At 45.8% G+C, this 21,521-nt stretch carries 10 protein-coding genes; 3 read left to right on the forward strand and 7 right to left on the reverse strand.

Features of this window, described 5'->3' with window-relative positions:
* Positions 1–57: 57 nt before the first annotated feature.
* The 3 genes from AC5ZC7_RS05895 to AC5ZC7_RS05905 all read right to left on the reverse strand — a co-directional run bounded on the left by AC5ZC7_RS05895 (position 58) and on the right by AC5ZC7_RS05905 (position 3,107).
* Positions 58–1,158: a carboxylate-amine ligase gene (locus AC5ZC7_RS05895; protein WP_496160521.1), complete on the reverse strand. Its 1,101-nt coding sequence runs from the start codon at positions 1,156–1,158 to the stop codon at positions 58–60.
* Between the two features lie 148 nt (positions 1,159–1,306).
* Positions 1,307–2,392 (reverse strand): ATP-grasp domain-containing protein, encoded by a 1,086-nt coding sequence (locus tag AC5ZC7_RS05900; RefSeq protein ID WP_496160520.1) that lies wholly within the window; start codon positions 2,390–2,392, stop codon positions 1,307–1,309.
* Between the two features lie 7 nt (positions 2,393–2,399).
* Positions 2,400–3,107, reverse strand: a complete 708-nt coding sequence (locus AC5ZC7_RS05905; RefSeq protein WP_511911423.1) for an esterase family protein — start codon at positions 3,105–3,107, stop codon at positions 2,400–2,402.
* Positions 3,108–3,163: 56 nt separating this feature from the next.
* Between AC5ZC7_RS05905 and AC5ZC7_RS05910 the strand changes: the two genes are divergently transcribed.
* A complete protein-coding gene (locus AC5ZC7_RS05910) occupies positions 3,164–3,910 on the forward strand; it encodes an alpha/beta hydrolase-fold protein (protein ID WP_496160518.1) in 747 nt (248 codons plus the stop codon).
* Here the strand turns inward: AC5ZC7_RS05910 and AC5ZC7_RS05915 are convergent.
* From AC5ZC7_RS05915 to AC5ZC7_RS05925, 3 genes are all read right to left on the reverse strand, one after another.
* On the reverse strand, positions 3,904–6,087 hold the full coding sequence (locus tag AC5ZC7_RS05915) for a TonB-dependent receptor domain-containing protein (RefSeq protein WP_496160517.1): 2,184 nt from the start codon (positions 6,085–6,087) through the stop codon (positions 3,904–3,906). The genes AC5ZC7_RS05910 and AC5ZC7_RS05915 overlap by 7 nt on opposite strands.
* Before the next feature lie 192 nt (positions 6,088–6,279).
* Positions 6,280–7,719, reverse strand: coding sequence for an OmpA family protein (locus AC5ZC7_RS05920; RefSeq protein WP_496160516.1), 1,440 nt, complete (start codon positions 7,717–7,719; stop codon positions 6,280–6,282).
* A 103-nt stretch (positions 7,720–7,822) separates the two neighbouring features.
* Positions 7,823–10,978, reverse strand: a complete 3,156-nt coding sequence (locus AC5ZC7_RS05925; protein ID WP_496160515.1) for an outer membrane beta-barrel protein — start codon at positions 10,976–10,978, stop codon at positions 7,823–7,825.
* A gap of 508 nt (positions 10,979–11,486) precedes the next feature.
* Here AC5ZC7_RS05925 and AC5ZC7_RS05930 point away from each other — a divergent pair.
* The gene (locus tag AC5ZC7_RS05930; protein ID WP_496160514.1) at positions 11,487–12,689 is read left to right on the forward strand and encodes a bifunctional 3,4-dihydroxy-2-butanone-4-phosphate synthase/GTP cyclohydrolase II; all 1,203 of its coding nucleotides are present in this window, start codon (positions 11,487–11,489) and stop codon (positions 12,687–12,689) included.
* A gap of 126 nt (positions 12,690–12,815) precedes the next feature.
* Here AC5ZC7_RS05930 and AC5ZC7_RS05935 read toward each other — a convergent pair whose 3' ends face one another.
* Positions 12,816–17,600, reverse strand: a complete 4,785-nt coding sequence (locus tag AC5ZC7_RS05935) for a translocation/assembly module TamB domain-containing protein (protein ID WP_496160513.1) — start codon at positions 17,598–17,600, stop codon at positions 12,816–12,818.
* Between the two features lie 757 nt (positions 17,601–18,357).
* Between AC5ZC7_RS05935 and AC5ZC7_RS05940 the strand changes: the two genes are divergently transcribed.
* Positions 18,358–21,516 (forward strand): SusC/RagA family TonB-linked outer membrane protein, encoded by a 3,159-nt coding sequence (locus AC5ZC7_RS05940; protein WP_496160512.1) that lies wholly within the window; start codon positions 18,358–18,360, stop codon positions 21,514–21,516.
* The last annotated feature ends 5 nt before the right edge of the window (positions 21,517–21,521 follow it).

The raw sequence follows: 21,521 nt of genomic DNA on the forward strand, positions 1-21,521 counted from the left end.
TAAAAAATGGGAATCAGTATCATCAGTATAATCCTGGATAAGACAAAAAATCGCTTATTAGCAGCCCTGCAGAAACTGATCATGAATGAAGTCTGTTACGGCTACGAGGTCGTTGGTGTCTGCAAATACCTGGAGTTGTTTATCGGCGCCCGTACCAGTTTCCATGATGCGGGTGGTGGCTTGTATGATTTCCCTGCTGCCTAAGTCATCTACTACATCATCAATAAAGTCGAGCAGTTCGAAGATGAGGGAGCGGGTATTGACTTCCATTTCTTTCCCAAAATCAATCAGGTAGCCATCAATACCATAGCGGGAGGCCCGCCATTTGTTTTCATTGATCAGGGCGCGGTTGTAGATGATAAAGTTAAGATTCTGCATGCGCAGCTTGTATATTTTGGCGCATACTGCCTGGAAAAGCCCTGCCAGCATGATAGTGTCGTCAATGGTCAGCGGCACATCACAAATGCGGAATTCCACGGTATTAAAGAAGGGATGTACCCTGAGGTCCCACCACACTTTTTTGGCGTTATCTATACAGTTGGTTTTTACCAGCAGTTTGATATAGTTATCGTATTCTTCAATACTGGCGAAGTAATCGGGGATTCCTGTGCGCGGAAATTTATCAAATACTTTGGTACGGAACGATTTAAAACCGGTGTTACGGCCTTCCCAGAAAGGAGAGTTGGTACTGAGGGCAAAAATATGCGGCAGGAAATATCTAACGGAGTTGGCTATATGAATGGCCATTTCCCGGTTTTCCATGCCTACATGCACGTGTAGCCCGAAGATGAGGTTAGAACGGGCGGCATCCTGCATTTCGTTCACGATTTCGAAATAGCGGGGATGATCCGTGATGAGTTGTTTTTCCCATTTGCTGAAGGGGTGGGTACCGGAAGCGCCGATATTGAATCCCAGGTCGCCGGCAATTTGTGCAATGGTACGACGGAGCAGGGCTACGTCGGATCTGGCTTCGTCTATATTCGCGCAAATGCGGGTACCTACTTCCACTACTGCCTGGTGAAATTCAGCCTTTACCTGGTCGCTGATTACTTTATGTGCCTGTTCAACTATTTTTTGTTCATGAGACCTGAGTTCCCGGGTAACGGGATCAATGACCATGTACTCTTCTTCAATTCCCAGCGTAAAGGCTTTTAACATAGCGGATACTTTTTAGCAGCCTTTAGCTATTAGCTGTTAGCTGTTGGTAAATGCGGCGAAGGTAAGCATATGATGGTCTTTGCTGCATTTACCAACAGCTAACAACTAATAGCTAAAAGCCAGAACAAATTTAGTGCAGTAAACGGTCTCATTTTTCTTTTTGTTGTTTTTTAACAGCGCTTTTTTTAGCGGTTGTTTTTTTGGCGGTGGTTTTGGGCGCCTTTTCTGCAGCGGATTTCTTTGGTTTAGGAGCTTCCGCTTTCTTTTTTTCAGGAGTGGCGGCTGGTTTAGTTGTTTTTGCCGGACTGCGTTGCACAAACTTGCCCCAGGTAAGATTATCTTTTCCGGGCTTCTGTGCAATGGCTCTTTCAATAGCATAACGCGCACTGGTTTCTACCACCCACTCAAAATGTTCTTCGCCAATAGAGTGAAGGTCCGCATCCGGAGCAGGATTGCAAAAGTCTATAGCATAAGGTACTTCACTGCGCACGGCCATCTCCACGGTATTAAAATCATAACCCAGGTGTTGATTCAATGCCAATACCTGTTCGGTGATTTGTGCGGCCAGTTCAGGGCTCGGCTCATAACTGGCGTCATAGCGTCGTTCATGCGGGTGCTTGGGATTGTAAGGCATGATGCGAACGTGCTTACCGCCAATGCAGAAGCAGCGGTAATACTGGCTATAATTAATTTCCTCCTGCAGCATCATCACCAGTTGCCCGGTTTCGCTGTGTTTATGGAAAAAATCCTCTTTATCTTCTACCCGGTACACATGTTTCCATCCACCGCCGGCGTATGGTTTCATGTAGGCGGGGAAGCTCACGTAGTCGAAAATGGTGTTCCAGTCGAACGGATAAATCAGGTTACGGAATGATTTATCGGTGGTGTCGTCCGGTAACTTATAGGAGGGGAGCAGTACGGTGTTAGGCACATGGATGCCTATTTTATCTGCCAAAGCATTATTAAAAAATTTATCATCCGCACTCCACCAGAAGGGATTATTGATAACAGCCGTGCCTGCGGCCGCTGCGTTTTTTAAGTAAGCCCGGTAGAAGGGCACATCTTGTGAAATACGGTCCAGGATAACGGCATAGCCGCTATCTCCTCCCTGCATTACTTTATCGATAGTGACAAATTCAGCGAAGATACCAGGCGGATTGATGCGGTTAATGCGATCTACAAAAGCCTGAGGGAAAGTGTTTTCCTGTCCGAAGAGGATGCCTATTTTTTTCATACAGAACTTACTTGATAAGTGATATATAATGTGGCAGCATTTCCCGCCATACGGGCCAGTCGTGCGTTGTTTGCGGCCGTATGTCGAGCCAGTGTGCGATTTTTTTTGCTGCCAGTAATCCTGATAATTGTTCGTTTTGCGGCCGGGTAACATCCCGGTCAGCTACGCCCAGTACAATGCCCATGCGCCATAGATCAGCATGCTGATTGTCGGGCAGGTAATCTGTTGGATTATTGAAGTAAATGTTATCGTCGTAATAGCCATCTACGCGGGGTTTGATATCAAAAACACCGCTGAGGCTAAATAAATAAGAAACTTTTTCCGGGTGGCGGAAGGCGAAGTTGGCAGCATGATACCCACCAAAACTACAGCCGGCGGCTACAATCCGTTGTTGCCCGGTTTCCGCTTCCATACGGGGCAGAATTTCTTCCATGAGCAGTTTGTCATAACAGGTATGATTATACGCTCTTTGTTCCGGGGTGATTTGTTTGTTATACCAACTCATCACATCGATGCTGTCGGGGCAATATACCCTGATTCTGCCTTCTTCAATAAACCAGCGGATGGCTTCAATCAGGCCAAAATCTTTGCTTTCATAGTAGCGTCCCATAGAGGTGGGAAAGAGGAGTAACGGATATCCGCTGTCGCCGAATACCAGCATTTCAAATTCCTTTCCCAGGCTGGGAGAATGCCATTTCAAATAGTTTTCGGTCACGGGAAGCATTTAGTTAAATTTAAAGAAGATTATTGGTTTATTGGTAAATTGTTGGCGTGCAAACGTGTCAACATTATATCAATTCTTTGTACCTGCAGCGGGAAGTAGTGCTGGATACTTATTTCAGCGGGGCAGCCCCCACCGTGTTATTGCTGGTAAACGACGGACAGGAACTGGGCAATATGCTGGGGCAAATTCCTCCCGGGGTGTTGATAACAGGCATTCACGCCGGTGCGCAACGCCGGGCGGAATATGGTACTGCCGGCATATTGGATTACCAGGGCCAGGGGGCCTTAGCGGAAAATTATACCCGTTTTATTCTCCGGGAGTTACTGCCTTTTCTGCAACAGCAGTATCCCGCTATGCAGCTCCGGCAGCGGGCTTTTGCCGGCTTCTCCCTGGGAGGCTTATCAGCATTGGATATTACCTGGCGTTATCCCGATCTTTTCCAGTTGGCAGGCGTGTTTTCAGGTGCATTGTGGTGGCGGAGCAGGCCGCTGGGAGCCGGTTACGACGATCATCAACATCGTATCATGCATCAGTTGATCCGGCAGGGCCATCGGCATCCGGGGCAGCAGTTTTTCTTTGAATGTGGGACTGCCGATGAAACGGCCGACAGGAATCAGAATGGGGTAATTGACAGCATTGATGATACGCGGGACCTGGTGAAAGAGTTGCTGGCGAAGGGATATAAGCCAGATAAAGATGTTTTTTACCTGGAGATTCCAGGTGGCCGGCACGATACCGCCACCTGGAAAATTGCTATGGATGTGTTTTTACAACTGCCTTTCTTTTATCAGTAGTTAACGATAACGCCTATATTAAACGCAGCACCTCTTCCTTTAGCGTATTGATTGGGAATCATAAACCATTGTGCACGGGCCGGGAAATAATCTTCGTTGAAAAGGTTTTCTATGCCTAATGTCAGCATGGTGCGTGGCGTTACTTTATAGTTGGCGTTGAAGTTAAACAGGTTGTAGGCTTTCACGCGGCCTTCGTTACCATTATACACGCCTTTGGCATTCTTCTCAAAACGATCCCTTCCATTGATGCCCATGTATTGCAGCCGGAGCTCCAGTTCTTTCAGTGGACGGTAGTTAATGCTACCGGTTACTTTAGGTGGTGCAATTCTTCTACCATTGAGGTATACGTTATATTGTCCGCCGGTTTTGGCAGTATCCGCTTTCCCTTCCACGTAGCTATAGCTGGCGCTGATGTCCAGGTTACGCAGGGGCTGGTAGGTGATAGCGGCCTCAAAACCGTATATACGTTCAGGTGTTCTGCTTACATTAAACAGACCGGTATTTGGATCAAATATCATGTCTGCACCGAGTTTGGAGGTGCTGAGGAAGCCGCTGAGTTCAAAGCGGAATTTTTGATGTTCGCTTACAAAGCCCAGTTCATAGTTATTCACTAATACGGCTTCTGTATTAATCTTTTTGAGGTCATTTACCTTTGCATCACGCAATGCGAGGCCTACATCTGCTACCGAGAATCCCTGTGAAAAGCTCACGTAGGGCATGAAAGCGGGAAGGCGGTTGTAGCGGATCCCGGCATTAAACAGGGTAGCTGTATAATCCAGGCTGCCACCTGTTACCCGGATGCTGGGAGGTACAGTGCCATTGTTGCTGGTGAGGGGCAGCGTGTTATAGTCGTCCACACTTACATGCACCTTTTCTATTCTTACGCCTGCTTTAAGGATGAGGTTTTGCCACAAATTCCACTGGGTTTCTGCAAAAGGGGCATAGTTCAGCATGTTCATTTTGGGTACCCATATGCGACCATCTACCAGTGGCTGTGAGGTGACATTATTCAGCAGATCAGCACCATAGGAAAGGGTTCCGGAAAAATCGTATTTGTTGGACAGTGGAGAACTGAGCAGGAGGCGCAATCCTTTCTTTTTATCCAGTGTATGTGATTGTCCATCGCCGCCTTCAAAGCGGCCGAAGGATACATAGAAGATATCGTCGCGGGAAGTGTAGTAGGCATCGGCATTCAGCGAGGTACCACCTATGAGACTGTCGGCCTGGTAGGTGAGGTGCAGGTTATGATTTCCTCTGGAACCCGTAGGTACACCGGCCGGTTGCCCCAGTACGCCGGAAGAAGGAATACCTTTGGCAATATCGCCGTTTACCACGGTATAGTTGGAGTTTTGCTGGCTGCGGTAGTAGTTGTACATCAGCTGTAAGCGTTGCCGGCTGTTAATCTGATAGCTGGTTTTGGCAAATACGTTATAGCTGTTGGTTTCTCCCAGGCTATAGTTAGGCCCTACCAGCTTGCCTTTGGCGTCTTTGTATTCGCCGGTTTCTTCGGCTACACCACTCACGATGTAATCGAACTTTTTATATTTTCCCTGCAACAACTGGCCAACGCGGCCGCCTACACTATTTTTCAGGTTGGTAAGGGAGCCGGTGGTGTTGATGCTGGTTCTGCCGGACAGTATTTTATCTTCTTTTGGTGTAGTGGTAATGTAGTTGATCAAACCACCGGTAGCGCCGTTGCCGTAGATGGCGGTAGCGCCTTTGAGCACATCTACTCTTTCCAGTACGGCCGGGTCTATGGAGCGCATATCTACTTCTCCGTTGCGGAGTGGTGTGGATTGTGGAATGCCATCAATCATGATCAGTACCGAACGTCCGCGGAGTGATTGCCCCACGTTGCTGTTGGTTTGTGTGCCCGGGGCCAGTCCGGGTACTTCCTTTGCCAGGATGTCTGTTACATCGGTATTGATTCTCAGGTCGTTTTCCAGTGTTTTGCGGGTAATAACGGTTACGGAAGAAGGAACGTTATCGAGTGAAACGGGTTTCCTGCTGGCGGTTACTACAATTTCGCCCAAAACTTTTTGGTCGGTGTTGGTAGCCGGGATGCTGTCTTTTTTATGTTCGTTGTGGTGATTGCGTTGTTGCGCTACTAGCGGAGCGGTGATGCTGCATCCGGAGAAGAGTAGCACCAATAATTTTGCGTTGAATGAATTGTGCATAGCCGTTTAGATAATGTAAATGCTTTCCTGGTTTGCTGTAGGAGTATTGATTTCCGAGGAGCAAAATTAGACAAAAGCATTCCGGCCCGTTTACGCAATCGGGAAAATTTCAGATAGAAAATAGCCGGAAAAAATTCCGTTTTTGTTAGCCGGGTAAGCCACCATAACGGTTGGCGATGGTGGTTTACGGAATTATTCCGACAGGTAATAGATCACAATTTCTACCCGCCTGTTTTTTCGCCGGCCTGCCGGGGTGCGGTTATCGGCTACGGGCATGGATTCTCCCATTCCATTTACTGCAGAGATATTGCTGCCTGGTTTTTTATTGCGTACGTAATCTGCTACGGTAAAGGCGCGGCGCATAGATAGCTCCTGGTTGTAGATATTCGTACCAGTATTATCGGTATGTCCGGTAACGCTGATGGATATATGATCTCCGGAGGGAATTTTATCGATGAGGCTATCCAGGGATTGTTGCATTTTATTTTCCAGTTCATGGCTGTTTACCTGAAACAGGAGGTCGGGGATGAGTAGGGTATCCGTACGTGTAACCGATACCGTTACCTCTTCGGCTGGTTGGCAATTTACGAGCTCCACGCGTTCGGTGGAGTCGCCATCGGGAGGTAATTTCCCAATACCGGTAATGATAAAGTCGTCGAAGCTGAAGCCTTTTTTGTATACCAGGAAGCTGGCTACTGCTTGTGCGCGGTCTTGCGCCATCACCTCGTTGTATTTTTCACTGGGGTTTTTAAATACATATCCGGTGAGTTTGATTTTGCGGCGTAGTACGGCCCCTGTAGGCTTGAGCGCTGTTTCCAGCTGGCCGGCATAGTTGGGGTTGATATTTTTGCTTTTAGGGAGAAAGAAGTCGGTCTTCAGCACCAGGGTATCACAACTGCCGGGATTATAAAAAACGGTTTGTAGTTTGGGTGTTTCCACGGGTTGCAGGTCGTTGTCCGGTGAAATAAAGTGATGGCGGTCGTGCATAGCGTATAGTTTCGCGGCGGTTTCTTTGGTATTCGCGCAGCTACCACCGGATAAGGGTATGAGTGATACGCTATCGATGTTCAGGTAAAACGCTTCATTGCGGGGATAGTTGTTGGTGATGGAATCGAAGTTGCCGATAATCATGTACCGGGCATCGGCTGGAGCCACAAATGTTTTTTCCAGTACGGTCCATTTTTTTTCCGGGTGTTTATCGGAGTCTCTTGAAAAGTACAATGTAGCGGGCATGGCCAAAGGGCGGGGTGTCCAGCGGTGTATGGGACCGGAGTCAAATAATACGCCGGGAAGTGGGTAGGGGCGGTCTTCTTCCATCAGGGTATATAATTTCAACCGGTACTCTTTCCCTTTCTGCAGGGGGCATAGTAGCTGTGTTTCGCTATAGGAGCGGAAGTTGGGATCAATGCTGCTATAGAGGGTGAGGGTAATGTAACGGTTGCCCCTGTCTTCCGTGTACATAATTTTGCTGGTATTGGGAGCTACGGATTCCCAGGCACTGGGAGCACAGGGAAAGTTGTATTCTGTGCAGATGTTGACATCGGAGAAGCCCGGGTTGGCGACGATATTTTGCGCGTGCAGGCGTTGGAGTGGCAACAGGAAAGTGAGTGACAGGATAAGAATACGTATCAAGGGTCAGGATTTGGGGTATAACGGGGAGGGAGGTAGATTTATTATAAAACGAAGAGGGCGTCCCTGATGGGACGCCCTCTTGTTAAAGTCAATTTATAACAGATTAGTTGAAGATATATCTTACACCAACCTGCATCTGCCATCTGGACAACACAGAAGTGAAGTCAATGAATGGGCTCTTGATATTGTTGAAAGAGTAACGGGCTTGTCCACCTGGACCGTTGCTATCACGGTAGGTTAAGAAAGCAGGGTTCGCAACAGTTTTTGCTACACCCCAGTTACTGTTCAGCAGGTTACCAAAGTTGATGATATCGAGGGTTGCCTGCAATTTGCTTTTGCTTTTCGGAGCAATTTTAGCGAAATCGATATCCTGGATCAATTTCACATCAAAGTGATTCCACCATGGATATTGACCACCATTTCTTTCAGTAAACTGTCCTCTGCGGCTGTTCAGGTATTTATCCTTGGAGATAAACTGATCCAGATCGCTCCAGATTTGATCTGGGGTGCGGGTATCAGCAGGAGCACCAGCCGGTACTTTGCTTGGAATCAGGATGATGTCGTTTTTATCTTTTGGAACGTAGATCAGGTCGTTGTTAGTGGTAGAACCATCGTGGTTCATGTCACCAGCATATACGTAGCTGATACGGGTATTGCTAAATGCATCAGAGAATGGAGATCCTTCGTAGATAACAGATACCGTAGTAGCGAGCATTTTCGCATACTGAATTTTGTAAGACAGGGTTGCTACTACTCTGTGTTTCACCAGGAATCCGGTGTAAGATAATACCGGGTTGTTTGGATCGTTCACGATAGCATTACCATTGAACGCACTGGCAGCCTGAGATCCTGGGCTGGAAGTAACGTCTTTTGCATTCTGGTAAGCATAAGCAGCAGAAGCATACAGACCAAAGTCAAATGTTTTGGAGAACTGTGCAGACAAAGAGTAAGACCAGCCTTTGGAGGTATTATCCAGTACGATAGCGTTGGTTGCTTTCGGGCTTACGCGGTTAGTAGTCGTAGGGAAAGTGTCACGGGCACCTGGTCCTACAGATTTACCGGTTGGATTTACGAGGTTCGCATCTCTGTGGTATACTGCGTTGATATCTTTCGTGTAGATACCTTCGAAGGTACCCAGGATTTTACCTGGTAATAACACGTCAACTGCCAGGTTCGTACGCCAGATCTGTGGGTATTTGAAATCAGGAGACATTACGTTAATCAGCACGCTGTTTGGAGCAGACGGATTTGCTGGAATGTATGCACCTGGATTAGGATTGAATGGACGGGCATTTGCACCAGCAAAGTTGGTGATTTTGTCGTTACCATACAGCAAACCATTCTGGCCAGCCTGGTTAACAGCCCAAACATAAGGGATACGACCAGTGAAGATACCAGATCCACCGCGGATCTGTAAGGATTGGTCATTTTTAACATCCCAGTTGAAACCGATACGAGGTGAAACCATCAGTTTGGCTTTAGGCAGAACGCTTACGTCCAGGTGTTCACCGTTACGGAATGATACCGCATCAATATTTGGGTTTTTATCCAGTTTGGTAGGGTAGAAAGGAAGATCAAATCTTACTCCATAAGTTAATTTGAAGTTGTCTTTGATCTGGAATTCATCCTGTGCATAAGCAGAAGCGGTAGCTGCGCTTAAGTCTGCAGACGGAGCCGGATTACCTTTGATGGCAGAATAAGACAGCTGGTACAATGTAGGTTGAACCGTTTGGTCGCCACCCAGTGCAGCCAGTGCAGAGGTCATGTCTTTATAACGGAACTGACCCAGGTAGAACTGAGCAAATGCGTTGCTGAATTTAAAGTATTCACCAGCGATACCAAATGTCCAGGTATGTTTACCTGAATACAGGTTGAAGTTATTGGCAAATTGTACCAGATCCTGGCTCAGTTTATTCACTGCGCTGAAAGGTTCAGAACCGGCAGAGATGTAGTTTTTACCATTACCATCTTCGATGTCTATCAGAGGGAACAAGCCACCTGGTGCAGTACGGTAGTCACGGAACCTGCTATAGGTTACAGACAGGTTGTTAGACATTTTGTTGGAGATGGAGCTGTTCAGTTCCGCTACATAAGAATTGATCTTGTTGTATTGACGGTAGCTGGTATTCTGGAACAGTAAGCTGGTTTGGCTTGGACCACGACCGGTGTTGGAGTTGGAAGTACTCGAATTGATATCCCGGAATGCGTTCATGTAAGAATAACGGAAGTTGAACTTATTCTTGGAATTGATGTTCCAGTCGATACGCGCGGTTATCTTTTCGTTATTCTGTTGAAACTCGTAGCCTTCATAAGCACCAGGATCATAGCCTAATTTCTGTAGGGCAGTTTTAACCTGGTCCAGATCAGATGCCTTCACATTGGAAATGCCAGGGCCATCGGTACCGCGGTTAGCGCGGAAGTTGCTTCCTGGAGTGCTTTGTCTTTCCAACTCACCATTCAGGAAGAAGAACAATTTATTTTTGATAATCGGACCACCTACACGGAAGCCATATTGTTTAAGGTTGTATTGATCGTTACTAACATCTGCACCTTTTACTTTACCGCCAGTGAGGTCAGTGCTTCTGATAAAGGTGTAAATAGAGCCGGAGAACTCGTTAGTACCAGATTTGGTGACAGCATTGATGTTTGCACCAGTGAAACCACTCAGTTTAACATCATACGGCGCCAGGTTCACCTGGATCTGATCAATCGCATCCAGACTGATAGGTTGAGAGTTGGTAGCGCCACCTGGTAAATCGGATAAACCAAAGGCATTGCTGAACAGGGAACCATCTACGGTAAAGGAGTTGTAGAGGTTGTTTCTGCCGGCAAAAGTGAGGCCTTTACCTGCCTGAGGAGTCAGTTTGGTGAAGTCCTGTATACCTCTGTTTAAAGATGGCAGATTCTGTAACTGCTCTCTGGAGATATAAGTAGCAGCACCGGTACGGGAACTGTTAAAGGTGGTGCTTTGCTTACCTACAACTACCAGCTCTTTCAGTGCGGTAGTGGAGGACTGCAATTTAAAGTCAATTTTGAATGTCTGGCCCAATGGCAGGCTTACATTCTCTTCCTTTTGTTCCTGGAAGCTGACAAATGATACGGTGATGGTGTATGGTCCACCTACCCTCATGTTAGGGATGTTGTAACGGCCGCCATCCTGCGTGGTTGTACCATAGATAGTACCAGATGGAATGTGTACGGCTTTAACTGTTGCACCAATTAATCCTTCTCCTTTTTCGTCTTTTACGTAACCGGTCATGCTACCAGTTGTAACCTGGCCAAAAGTGAGGATGGAAACAAACAGAACTAATGTTGTTAAGAGTAATTTTTTAAACCCCATAAAGCAAAGATGTTGTTGAATCAGCCGCAAAGGTGGGTAATTTTCTTCTTATAATTTTAACTTGAAATTAACAAATTGTTAAGTACACTGTGAATATCTCAACGTGTCAACAAAAAATTGCATGGCATCTAGCTGATTGCGGATTCGCAAGCGAAATTTTCAAGATTTCGGTTAAAAATTATAAATTCTCAAATTGACGTTATTAATAATGAATGAAACCTTTAACCAGAGTGAACTTTATGGGGTTTTAAATGTATGCGGCAATCAAAGATGATGCTAATTTTTTATATGTGAAAGTTAGTGAGTATAACCTACATAATTACAGTAGGTATTTTGTCTCAAAACCCGAACCCCTTGCCTCAGTTTTTCACATGTATATGTCGTAACTTTGCGCAATTCAACATTACTGACCCGGAGGGAATTTAATATGTTAGATAAAATAGAAGCAGCAATAGAAGATATAAAAAACGGTAAACTGGTGATCGTAGTAGATGACGAGGACCGTGAAAACGAAGGTGACTTTATAACAGCAGCGCGCAATGTAACACCTGAGATTATCAACTTTATGAGTACCCACGGACGTGGGCTGATATGCGCTCCATTAGTGGAAGAACGTTGCGAGGAACTGGGACTGGAACTGATGGTACGGGATAATACGGCCTTGCATCAAACCCCATTCACCGTATCGGTTGACTTGCTGGGGCATGGCTGTACAACTGGTATTTCCGCACACGACAGGGCCAAAACCGTACAGGCACTGATCGATCCAACTACCAAACCGGAACACCTGGGTAAACCCGGCCATATATTTCCGCTGAAAGCAAAAACCGGTGGTGTATTACGCCGTTCCGGCCACACCGAGGCAACCATCGATCTGGCCCGTTTGGCTGGATTCGAACCTGCCGGTGTACTGGTGGAAATCATGAATGAAGATGGTTCCATGGCCCGTTTGCCGCAACTGCGCGAAATAGCCGACAAGTTTGACCTGAAACTCATCTCCATAAAAGATTTGATCGCTTACCTCCTCAGCACCGAAACGCTGATAGAAGAAGGCGTAAAAGTGCAGATGCCCACCAAATACGGCAATTTTGAACTGATTGCCTTCAAACAAATCAATTCCGGTGAAATTCACATGGCGTTGAAGAAGGGCGACTGGAAAAAAGATGAACCAATACTGGTGCGGGTACACTCTTCCTGCGTAACCGGCGATATCCTTCATTCCCTGCGTTGCGATTGTGGTGAACAACTGCATGCCGCGATGCAAATGGTAGAAAGAGAGGGGAAAGGCCTTATATTATATATGAACCAGGAAGGAAGAGGTATTGGCCTGATGAACAAACTGAAAGCTTATAAGCTGCAGGAAGAAGGAATGGATACCGTGGAAGCTAACCTGGAGCTGGGCTTTAAAATGGATGAACGCGATTATGGCGTGGGGGCACAAATCCTTCGTCAGCTGGGCATCAGCAAACTGCGCCTGATAACCAACAATCCGCGTAAACGCGCCGGGTTAAGCGGTTATGGTTTGGAAGTAGTGGAAAATGTGCCGATCGAAATTCATCCCAATCCGCATAACGAAATTTACCTGAAAACAAAAAGAGATAAATTAGGACACGAGATCCTGAAAGGATAAGACGATTCATTGGTGAACCGCGTAAGAGGTTGCCGTATCTGAAAATACGGCAATATCATTTAAACCACACAGAGGAGCAACGCTTGCACAGACAGGCTTTGCTCCTTTGCTGTTTTCGGGCGGTTGCTATTTAGTGGTGGTAGTGTCTGCCTTTACTTTCTCGGCGTCTTCCTGCTCTTGTTTGAGGGCCGCTGCCTTGCGGAGCGAATCCATCAATGGTGTGCGGGAGCGGCGATTGCCGCCAAATAATTCACTGAAGCGATTGTATTCCCTGATATAAGAAATGCCCACACCAGATTTCGTACGGTTGTTGAGGTTATATACGTCGTAGTCCGTTTTGCTGAACGCATTAATACGGAAACGGCCATCGGGCGTAAGCAGGTATTCTATACGGAAGTCGCCCGCAAACCGGTTGGTATTGGCAGAGGTAGCGGTTTTACCCCAGTCGTAGTCCCCGCCTGCATACAAACGGAAGCGATTATTAAACAGGTTACTGGTAATACCGGCACTCACCTGGTTACGGTCTACGGAAGAATTATCCAATGGACCGCCCACGTTATAGGCGCGATAATTTACGTTTACGCCGATGCCACTGCCTTTGAGTAAGGCGCCGGTAATATTATTCAAAATGGCTTGTGCCTGCGCGGAGAGCGCTTGTCCCACGCTGTTTTTACCGGTAATACCTACATTGGCGGCAGCCGTGGAAGAGGCATCATCCGGCAGGAACTGGTTGGAGAACAGCAGCCCCCATACCTGGAATAAAGCCTTATTCTGGTCATTGTTAATTTCTTTCAGGTGAGCAGCCACACCACTTTCATACGCCAGGCTACCTACTTCCGGCAATTGAATGGAATAGGTAATGTCTGGTTTCAGCAATGCGCCCCGCAGGTTGATTTCCACATCTACTTTTTCAGTGCGGGTCGCCAATTTATCGTTTTGTGCATTGGTACCTTGTCCGACCAGGTTGTACAGGCTCACCTTAGGCAACGAGTACTTCGCCATGATGTTTACCCTGGCCTCGGATGGATCACCATTCCAGGTGATGGTACTGTTTTTCTCGATATCAAATTTCCAGCTCGTCAGGCGTTGGAAAGTAAAGTTGTAAGATCCATTATTGATCTCATAGTTACCAAACATGGAAAAGTCGCCTTCCGTGTTCACGGTGACTTGCAGGTTACCGGTACCATTAGCTGAAATAATATCGCCGGTGGTGGCATCCAGGATGACATCTATCTGTGCATCCGGGTTGGCGGCGATGTCCAGTTTTACAGTGAGTTTGGTGTTGTCTTTCTTCTTTTTCTTTTCTACTATTTCTTTTCCGTAAGTTTTGAAAGTAATGTAGTCGTATTTACCAATATCCTTACTGTCGGACATCGGGAGGTAGAAATGGGTGCCTTTGATGGGACGGGCGAGGATATGCATTTGCATATCATTCAGCGGTCCGGAAAAATATACTTTACCATCGGCGATCACATCTCCATAAAACAGGTCGTTGTCGGCGGCGCTGGTATTCAGGAATACGAATCCACGACCGGTTACGTCAAAATCGAAATTGAGTTTGTCGAAGTGGTCATGGCTGATATAGCCGCTGGCGTTGCCTTTGGTGTTGTTTTTATCGATTAGTACGAAGTTGCCGAATTCTATCAGGTTATCATCTACATTCACCGTGAGTTTAGGAATCCGGTAATGGGTGCCCAGGTAATCTACCTTGACGCCGAGGGTATCCAGTGTGAGCGTTCCTTTTACGGAGGGAAGTGTAGTGGTACCGCTGATGTTCAGGCTACCGGCTACACTACCGGTTAGCTGGGATACATATCCGGCCAGGTATTTATTCAGCAGGCTGATGGAGGTGCCATTGAGTTTGATGTTGGCATCTATATCCCGGTTAGCGGCCAGCAGGCCTACTTTGCCCTGGGCCAGGAATGCTTTCCCTTCATTATCTGACTGGATATTAAAGGTGGCAATGCCGGTTTGGTGATGATAGCTACCATCCACATTTAAAATACCGATAGAATCATTATCGATACGCAGTTCCCTTGTTCTGAGCGCGGTGTTGATGTCCAGGTTTTGGGTAGGGTCGGCGATGTTGATGGTACCGTCTGTAATACCTTCGATGCGGGTGGTGATAAGTTGTGCCGGGATGACGTCGGCCAGGTTTATGTTTTTGAGTGTAACAATAAATTTCGATTCGTCCGGATTATACTCATTGGTTTCAATGGTAATGCTCTGGTCGTTGCGGGTAACGCGCAGGTTTTTTACCGTGAGAAAGTGTTTGCTCCAGTAAACTTCATTGCCGGGTGTTACATTCCATTGCCGCTCATTTACCGTGAAGGCGCTGTTGAGGAAATTTATTTTCAGCCCTTCTGGTACGGTAATGATCCGGGCATAGAAACCATCGAGGGAAGAAGTATCTTCTGCGGCCAGGTCTACCTTTACAAAAGAGGTATCATGGCCGGAACTGGCCAATATCAATGGATTTTCGAGGATTACATTTTTGCCCGAGAGCACCTTGCCTATACTGGTGCTGATGTTGACTTTGTTGAAGTTCCCATCTCCCTTTACCTGCAAATCCTGTACATGATAATTCAGGTAGCCGGCTTCCGGTATATCGATGTTTAATGCCAGATTGCCGCCATTCATGGTGCTGAGGGCGCCGGTAACTTTACTGTCGTTAAAGCCGGAAAACTGTTGGGTAAAGCCTTTCAGCAATTTGTCTACTTCTCCCAGGTTAAAGGCAAAGGAGAAGTTTTGGTTATCGCTGATATGCATAGGCGCACTGAAGTAGCTGGGGTAATATTTATAGAGCAGCAGGTGGAAAGCGTCCGGCAGTTGGAGGAAGCTGTATTGGCCTTTTACAAAGCCGGAAATTTCGCTGCCGGCAAATTCCAGTACTTTTTGGTTGTCTACCATATGAGACGACACATTGAGGGAGTCGAATTCCAGGCGGCGCTTATCTTTAAATACAAATACTTCATACATCCGGGCAATGCCGTCGAAGTTGTCGATGTTGCTGCCTGCGAAGTTCAGGTCTACTTTGGCTTGCAGGGTAACAGAATCTTCTGTGATATGTAATGCTTTCAGGTCGCTTTTGCGTACGTCTGCATTGAAATTGAATACAGGCAGGGCTTCGTTGAAGTCGATGGTACCGGCAAAATCCAAATCGAGGTTAGGATCATTGGCGGTGAGGGAGCCATTAAAGAATTTGCGGCTCATTTCCCCTTTTGTTTTGATGTGCTGGTAATTGTATCCGAAGAGGGAAATTTCCTGCACATTGGCGTCTACGCTGGCTTTCAGCGTTTTGAAGTTAAACCCGGCTCCGTCTACTTTTGCATCCAGGGAAATGGTGGAGAGGTTGGTGTTATCAAAAAGGCTACCGATATCAAATTTAGTAGCAGTGAGGCTTCCGGAGTAAACGGGCACATCACGGCTGGTTTTGAAGTTCAGATCCGAATTGAGTTTGCCCAGGTTGGTCTGGAATTGGCCATAGGCCACAAAGTCGTTGATAAAGCCGGTATAACTACCCTGGAAGCGGATGGCAGTGAGGCGATCGATCCGGACGGTATTCACGATATCTTTTACGATGGGCATGATTTGCATCACATCTTTCCCGGTGGTGACCAGTTCTTCTGCATGGAAATCGATGAAGGTTTCGTAGATATCCGGCAGGCCGCGCATTTCGAAGCTTCCTTTCATGCGGGTGGTGTTGCCGGCTTCCAGTTCAATTTCGGATGCTTTCAGGTTGCTGACAGGGCCACGGGCCTTTCCGTTGAGGGTGATTTCTTTTTTCCAGGAGGAAAGGGGCGGAGCAAAAAATGCGATATCGTCGGAAGAAAGTTTACAATTTTTAAAGTGGGCCTGCATAAATACATCGTTGATATAATCGCTCATATCGTTGATGTCGTTGTATTGCATGGCGTAGTAGTCGCCAATGTGGCTGCGGTTTGTTTCCAGGTCCAGCTGGGAGAACTCCATTTCCACGGGCGACATTTTAAACCGGCTGCTGAGTTTTTTTACTTCGAAGCCGCTGCGTTCTTTGGTGGTGAGGTTGAGGTCCCCGATGATGCTGTCTTTCACCAGGCTGGTGTTGGTGAGCGACAGGTTAATTTCATTGAAGCGGATATGATGGGGGGCAAAATATCCGGGTTCTATTTTCGTGCTATCGTCCGGGTTATCTACTCCGAAGATGCCGTTTTTTATATTAATTTCTTTTACCATGAGTTTCCAGTTAGCGCCATTCCATCGTAATTGATGGCTGGTATCGGAAACGGAGTTATCGGGGGTATGGTGTCTTTTATGCCGGAGTGGAGAGGAGGCATAGCTGCTGATGACGAAGTAAGGCTCAGTAAGGGTGAGTTCCTGTATATCGATATTATGTTTTTGCAGGTCCAGGTTTTTGGCGTCCAGGTAGATGCGTTTGGCGGATGCCCGCATATCTTCACCTACCCAGGCGTCTACCTGGTTGAGTTGAATGTTTTTAAGATCAATTTTTTTCAGGTCCAGGGAAATACCGGGGGAGGGGGTATGGCTGGTATCCGGGGTGGAGGAGCCGAAGGCTGCTTCGATGAAATGGTAGTTCCAGACAGAGTCTTTGCGTGACCGTAGCAGGTTGACTTGTGCATTTTCCAGGCCAATGAATTTGATGACGGGTTTATCCTGGAAAAAGAACCAGTCGGTAATGCGTACCTGTAATTTGCCGGCGTAAAGCAGGGTATCCCGGTGTTGATCCTCTATGAGTGCGCCCTCCAGCTGCATGCTGTTAAACAGCCGGAAGCTGACCCTGTCTATCTGTACTTTTGTTTTCAGCTGTGAAGCCAGGCGGCTGGTGACTTCTCCCACGAGGAAGTTTTGTACCACAGGTATGTTAACCAGTATTCCAATGAGAATGACGAGGCCTAACAAACATAGTAACACGACAGATAATATTTTCCGTACTTTTTTCAGGCTGCAAAGTTTATCCGGCAAAAATAATTAATAGTTGTCAATCAGGGCCATATTACAACACGATCATTATGAATTAATAATGAGTGAGGCAAGCAGGGGGGAAATTATTCCGCCGCCAATCGTTTTCGTATATAGGTAACAGTGAGTATGGCAGCGAAAGTGAACAACAATCTGTAGCTTGACAAGTAAATATCATGGAATTGTCTACCTGAGATAAAATTTAATGGTATTAAATTGTTGTTTTGTGATATTATTTTAATGTAAATTGACGCATATAGAGGAATTTTCTTTTCTTGAATGCTAATTATCATATATTTATCGTGTTTAGCTCATTTTTTAATCGTATAAAGCAAATTGTCATTATTCTGTCAGTTGTTTTTATTTTCCTATTAGGAAAACTTTAACAATTATAATTTCCATCCAGAACAATAAAGTAAGTGAACAAAGTACCGTAACAGTGAATAAGTAGTATTGCAATCGTAGCAAGTTTAGGTCAACCGAAAAACAAATTATTAAACTCATTCTAAATCCGATCAGAGCGTATCAAAGAGTACATCAGTGTTTTGCTTATCAATCATTCAACCAGGATATTTTTCAATACAAATTTCTATTAACCAAGTTCCAAAAAAGCAATCGTTATTTATTCAACAGTGAACAAGCACAGGTATCATTAGCATTAGCGTTAGCCGATCTGATTATTCCAGCGTAATTTATTAAACCAGAATCTATGCACAAAAAGTTGCTACTATTAGCGCTCATGGGATTGCTATGCCTACAGGTATGGGCCCAGGAGCGGAAAATTTCGGGAACCGTTACAGACGACAAAGGGGGCGCATTGCCCGGTGTATCTGTAAAAGAGGTGGGTACCAACAACGGTGTTGCTACTTCTCCGGATGGAAAGTTTACCCTTACCCTGAAAGGTAATTCCAACAAACTCTCTGCCTCATTTATTGGATTTGAAACACAAACTGTAGAGATAGCAGGTAAAACTTCTTTTCGTATCAGCCTGAAACCCGATGCGAAGAGTTTAAAAGATGTAGTGGTAATCGGGTACCAGGAAGTAAAGCGTAAAACGGTAACCGCAGCGGTTTCCAGCGTGAAAGGTAAAGACATAGAAAACTTACCTTCTCCCAGCTTTGATGCATTGTTACAAGGACGTGCAGCCGGCTTGAACGTACAGAACTTTACCGGAGAGCCAGGTGTACGTGGTTCTTTTGTGGTAAGAGGAAATACGTCTATCAACCGTAGCGCTAATGCTGCCCGTACTTTAAGTTCTCCGTTATTTGTAATTGATGATATTCCCATCTCTATGGATGATGCGGCGGCATTCGATAACACCGGTACCAACTACATTGCAGGCATCAACCCAAATGACATTGAGTCTATCGACATCCTGAAAGATGCTTCTGCAGCGGCTATCTATGGCTCCCGTGGTGCGAATGGCGTAGTAATAGTAAAAACCAAACGTGGTAAACAAGGTAAACCACAGATTAACTTCTCTACCTATGCTGGTTTGATTCAGAAACCAAAGTTTGAAACGGTATATGGTGGTGCAGAAGAAAGATGGTTTAAAATGGATTACCTGAAAAAATACCTGACTGATGATCAGATAGCCAATGGTACCTTACCACTGATGCTGACAGATAGTTTGAATCCGGCTTTCAGCGGAGCAGTTGACTGGCAGGATATGTTCTATCAGAATGCACTGATCCAAAACTATGACCTGTCTGCCGCAGGCGCTTCTGAAACCATTAACTACCGTGTAAGTGGTAACTACTATAACGAAGAAGGAACTATCAAAGGTACCGGCTTTAAACGTTATACCGTTTCTGGTGCGATGGGCGTGAAATTAACACCAAAACTGAATATATCTTCCCTGTTCCGCTTAAGCCGGGGCGACAGATCCCGCGGTAGAGGTGTATTTCCTGGTGAAAACATCATCCCGTTGTATAAAGGCCAGTATGCATCTTCCCTGTTTAATCTGTCGGATGTAGACAAGAAGAACTTCACCGGTGACTTAACTTCCGGCCGTGATAAGAATCTCAATGATGATATTACCGCCAGCCTCACACTGAACTACGATTTTACGCCGAAGCTCCGTTTTTCTTCTGTAGGATCAATTCAGTCGAGTGTAAATACGCGTGATATCTTCCGCCCGGGAGAATTGAATACTGCCGGATTATCTTTTGCACAAAGCAGCAAATCACGTTATGAAAATGTGAACCTGGATAATACCCTGAACTTCAATACAAATATTATCAACCGGGATCACCACCTGAATGTACTGTTAGGTAATACGATAAACAACGTCAGAAATGAGTATACTGGTATTGGTAGTGGATCATTGGGTAATGACAATGTGAAAGTGGTACAGGGATATAATCTGAATTACCTGTTATACAGAGATGTGTACGGTGGCCTTGTATCCGGATCCGATTATCAGTCAGCTGGTATGTTGTCTTTCTTCTCCCGTATTAACTATGATTATAAGGAGAAATACCTGTTATCATTGGCTTATCGTGCGGATGCTTCTTCCCGCTTTGGTGCAGACAGCAGATGGGGATATTTCCCGTCGTTTTCTGCTGGTTGGAATATTTCAGAAGAGCCATTCATGGCGCCCACCAAAAAATGGATGGACTTCCTGAAGATCCGTGGAAGCTATGGGGTAACGGGTAGCTTACCTAATGGCTACTATATGCCATTTAATACTTATAGCATTAACCAGGGTACTTACGGTGGTTCTACCGGAGGAACTTACAACGGTATAAATGCGGTAACGCCTAACTTCTCGGATGGTGTGGCACAAAAGGGCTTAACCTGGGAACAGGCGATACAGTCGAACGTCGGTATTGATGCAAGTTTCTTCAATAGTCGTTTAAGCGTTACGGTAGATGCGTTTAACCGTGGTACTTCCAAAAAATTATTTGACTTATTGCTGCCGTCTACTGCCGGATATAATAAGGTAAATACTAACGCGGTGGATATCCGTAATACCGGGGTAGAGTTTACTATCCAGGGACGTATTATGCCGCCTCAGAGCAAATTCCAATGGAATACCACGCTGATATTATCCTTTATCAGAAACCAGATTGCAGCATTGCCAAATGGTAACCGTGACCTGGTGGTAAACGATGACAATACCGGTATGACTTATATCCTGACTAAAGGAAGACCGATCAATGAATTTTACATGATACAAAGTAAGGGCGTATATGCCAATGCGAAGGATATTCCTTTTAACCCTTACACCGGTGAAAAGCTGACTTACTGGAATGGTAATCACACGGTACAAGCTGGTGATTTCATCTGGGTAGATCAGAATGGAGATTATGACGTGTGGGATTGGAATGATAAAGTACGTAGTGGTAACCCCAATCCAGGTTGTACCGGTGGTTTTACCAACGCATTTTCTTATGGTCCGTGGAGTGCGCAGATATACATGACTTTCACCCTGAAGCGTGATATTTACAACAAATTCATGTCTGATCGCCTGATCGGTTTAACGACTGCTTATGCAGAGATTGCGGCTATTGATCCCAATGGTGTTAATAGCTGGCGTAAAGAAGGAGACAACAGTAAATATGGAGAAGTCATTCCTTACAATGAGCACTACTATTATCAATTCCTGCCTTTTTCTTCTGCTTTCGTAGAAAATGGCTCTTACCTGCGTATTAAATATCTGAATCTGGCCTACAATTTTAGTCCTAAACTCCTGGAGCGCACCAAACTGAATAAAGTGCAGATATATGGAGTGATTGATAACGTGAAGATGTTCCAGAAATCCAGTGTACCGGATGCAGAAGCGGTGGACGAAAAGGGTACTTATACCGGTGGAGGCTACCCTATACCGCGTAAGTTCACCCTGGGTGTAAATATTGGTTTTTAATTTTT

The organism is Chitinophaga sp. 9-1-y, assembly GCF_059511905.2.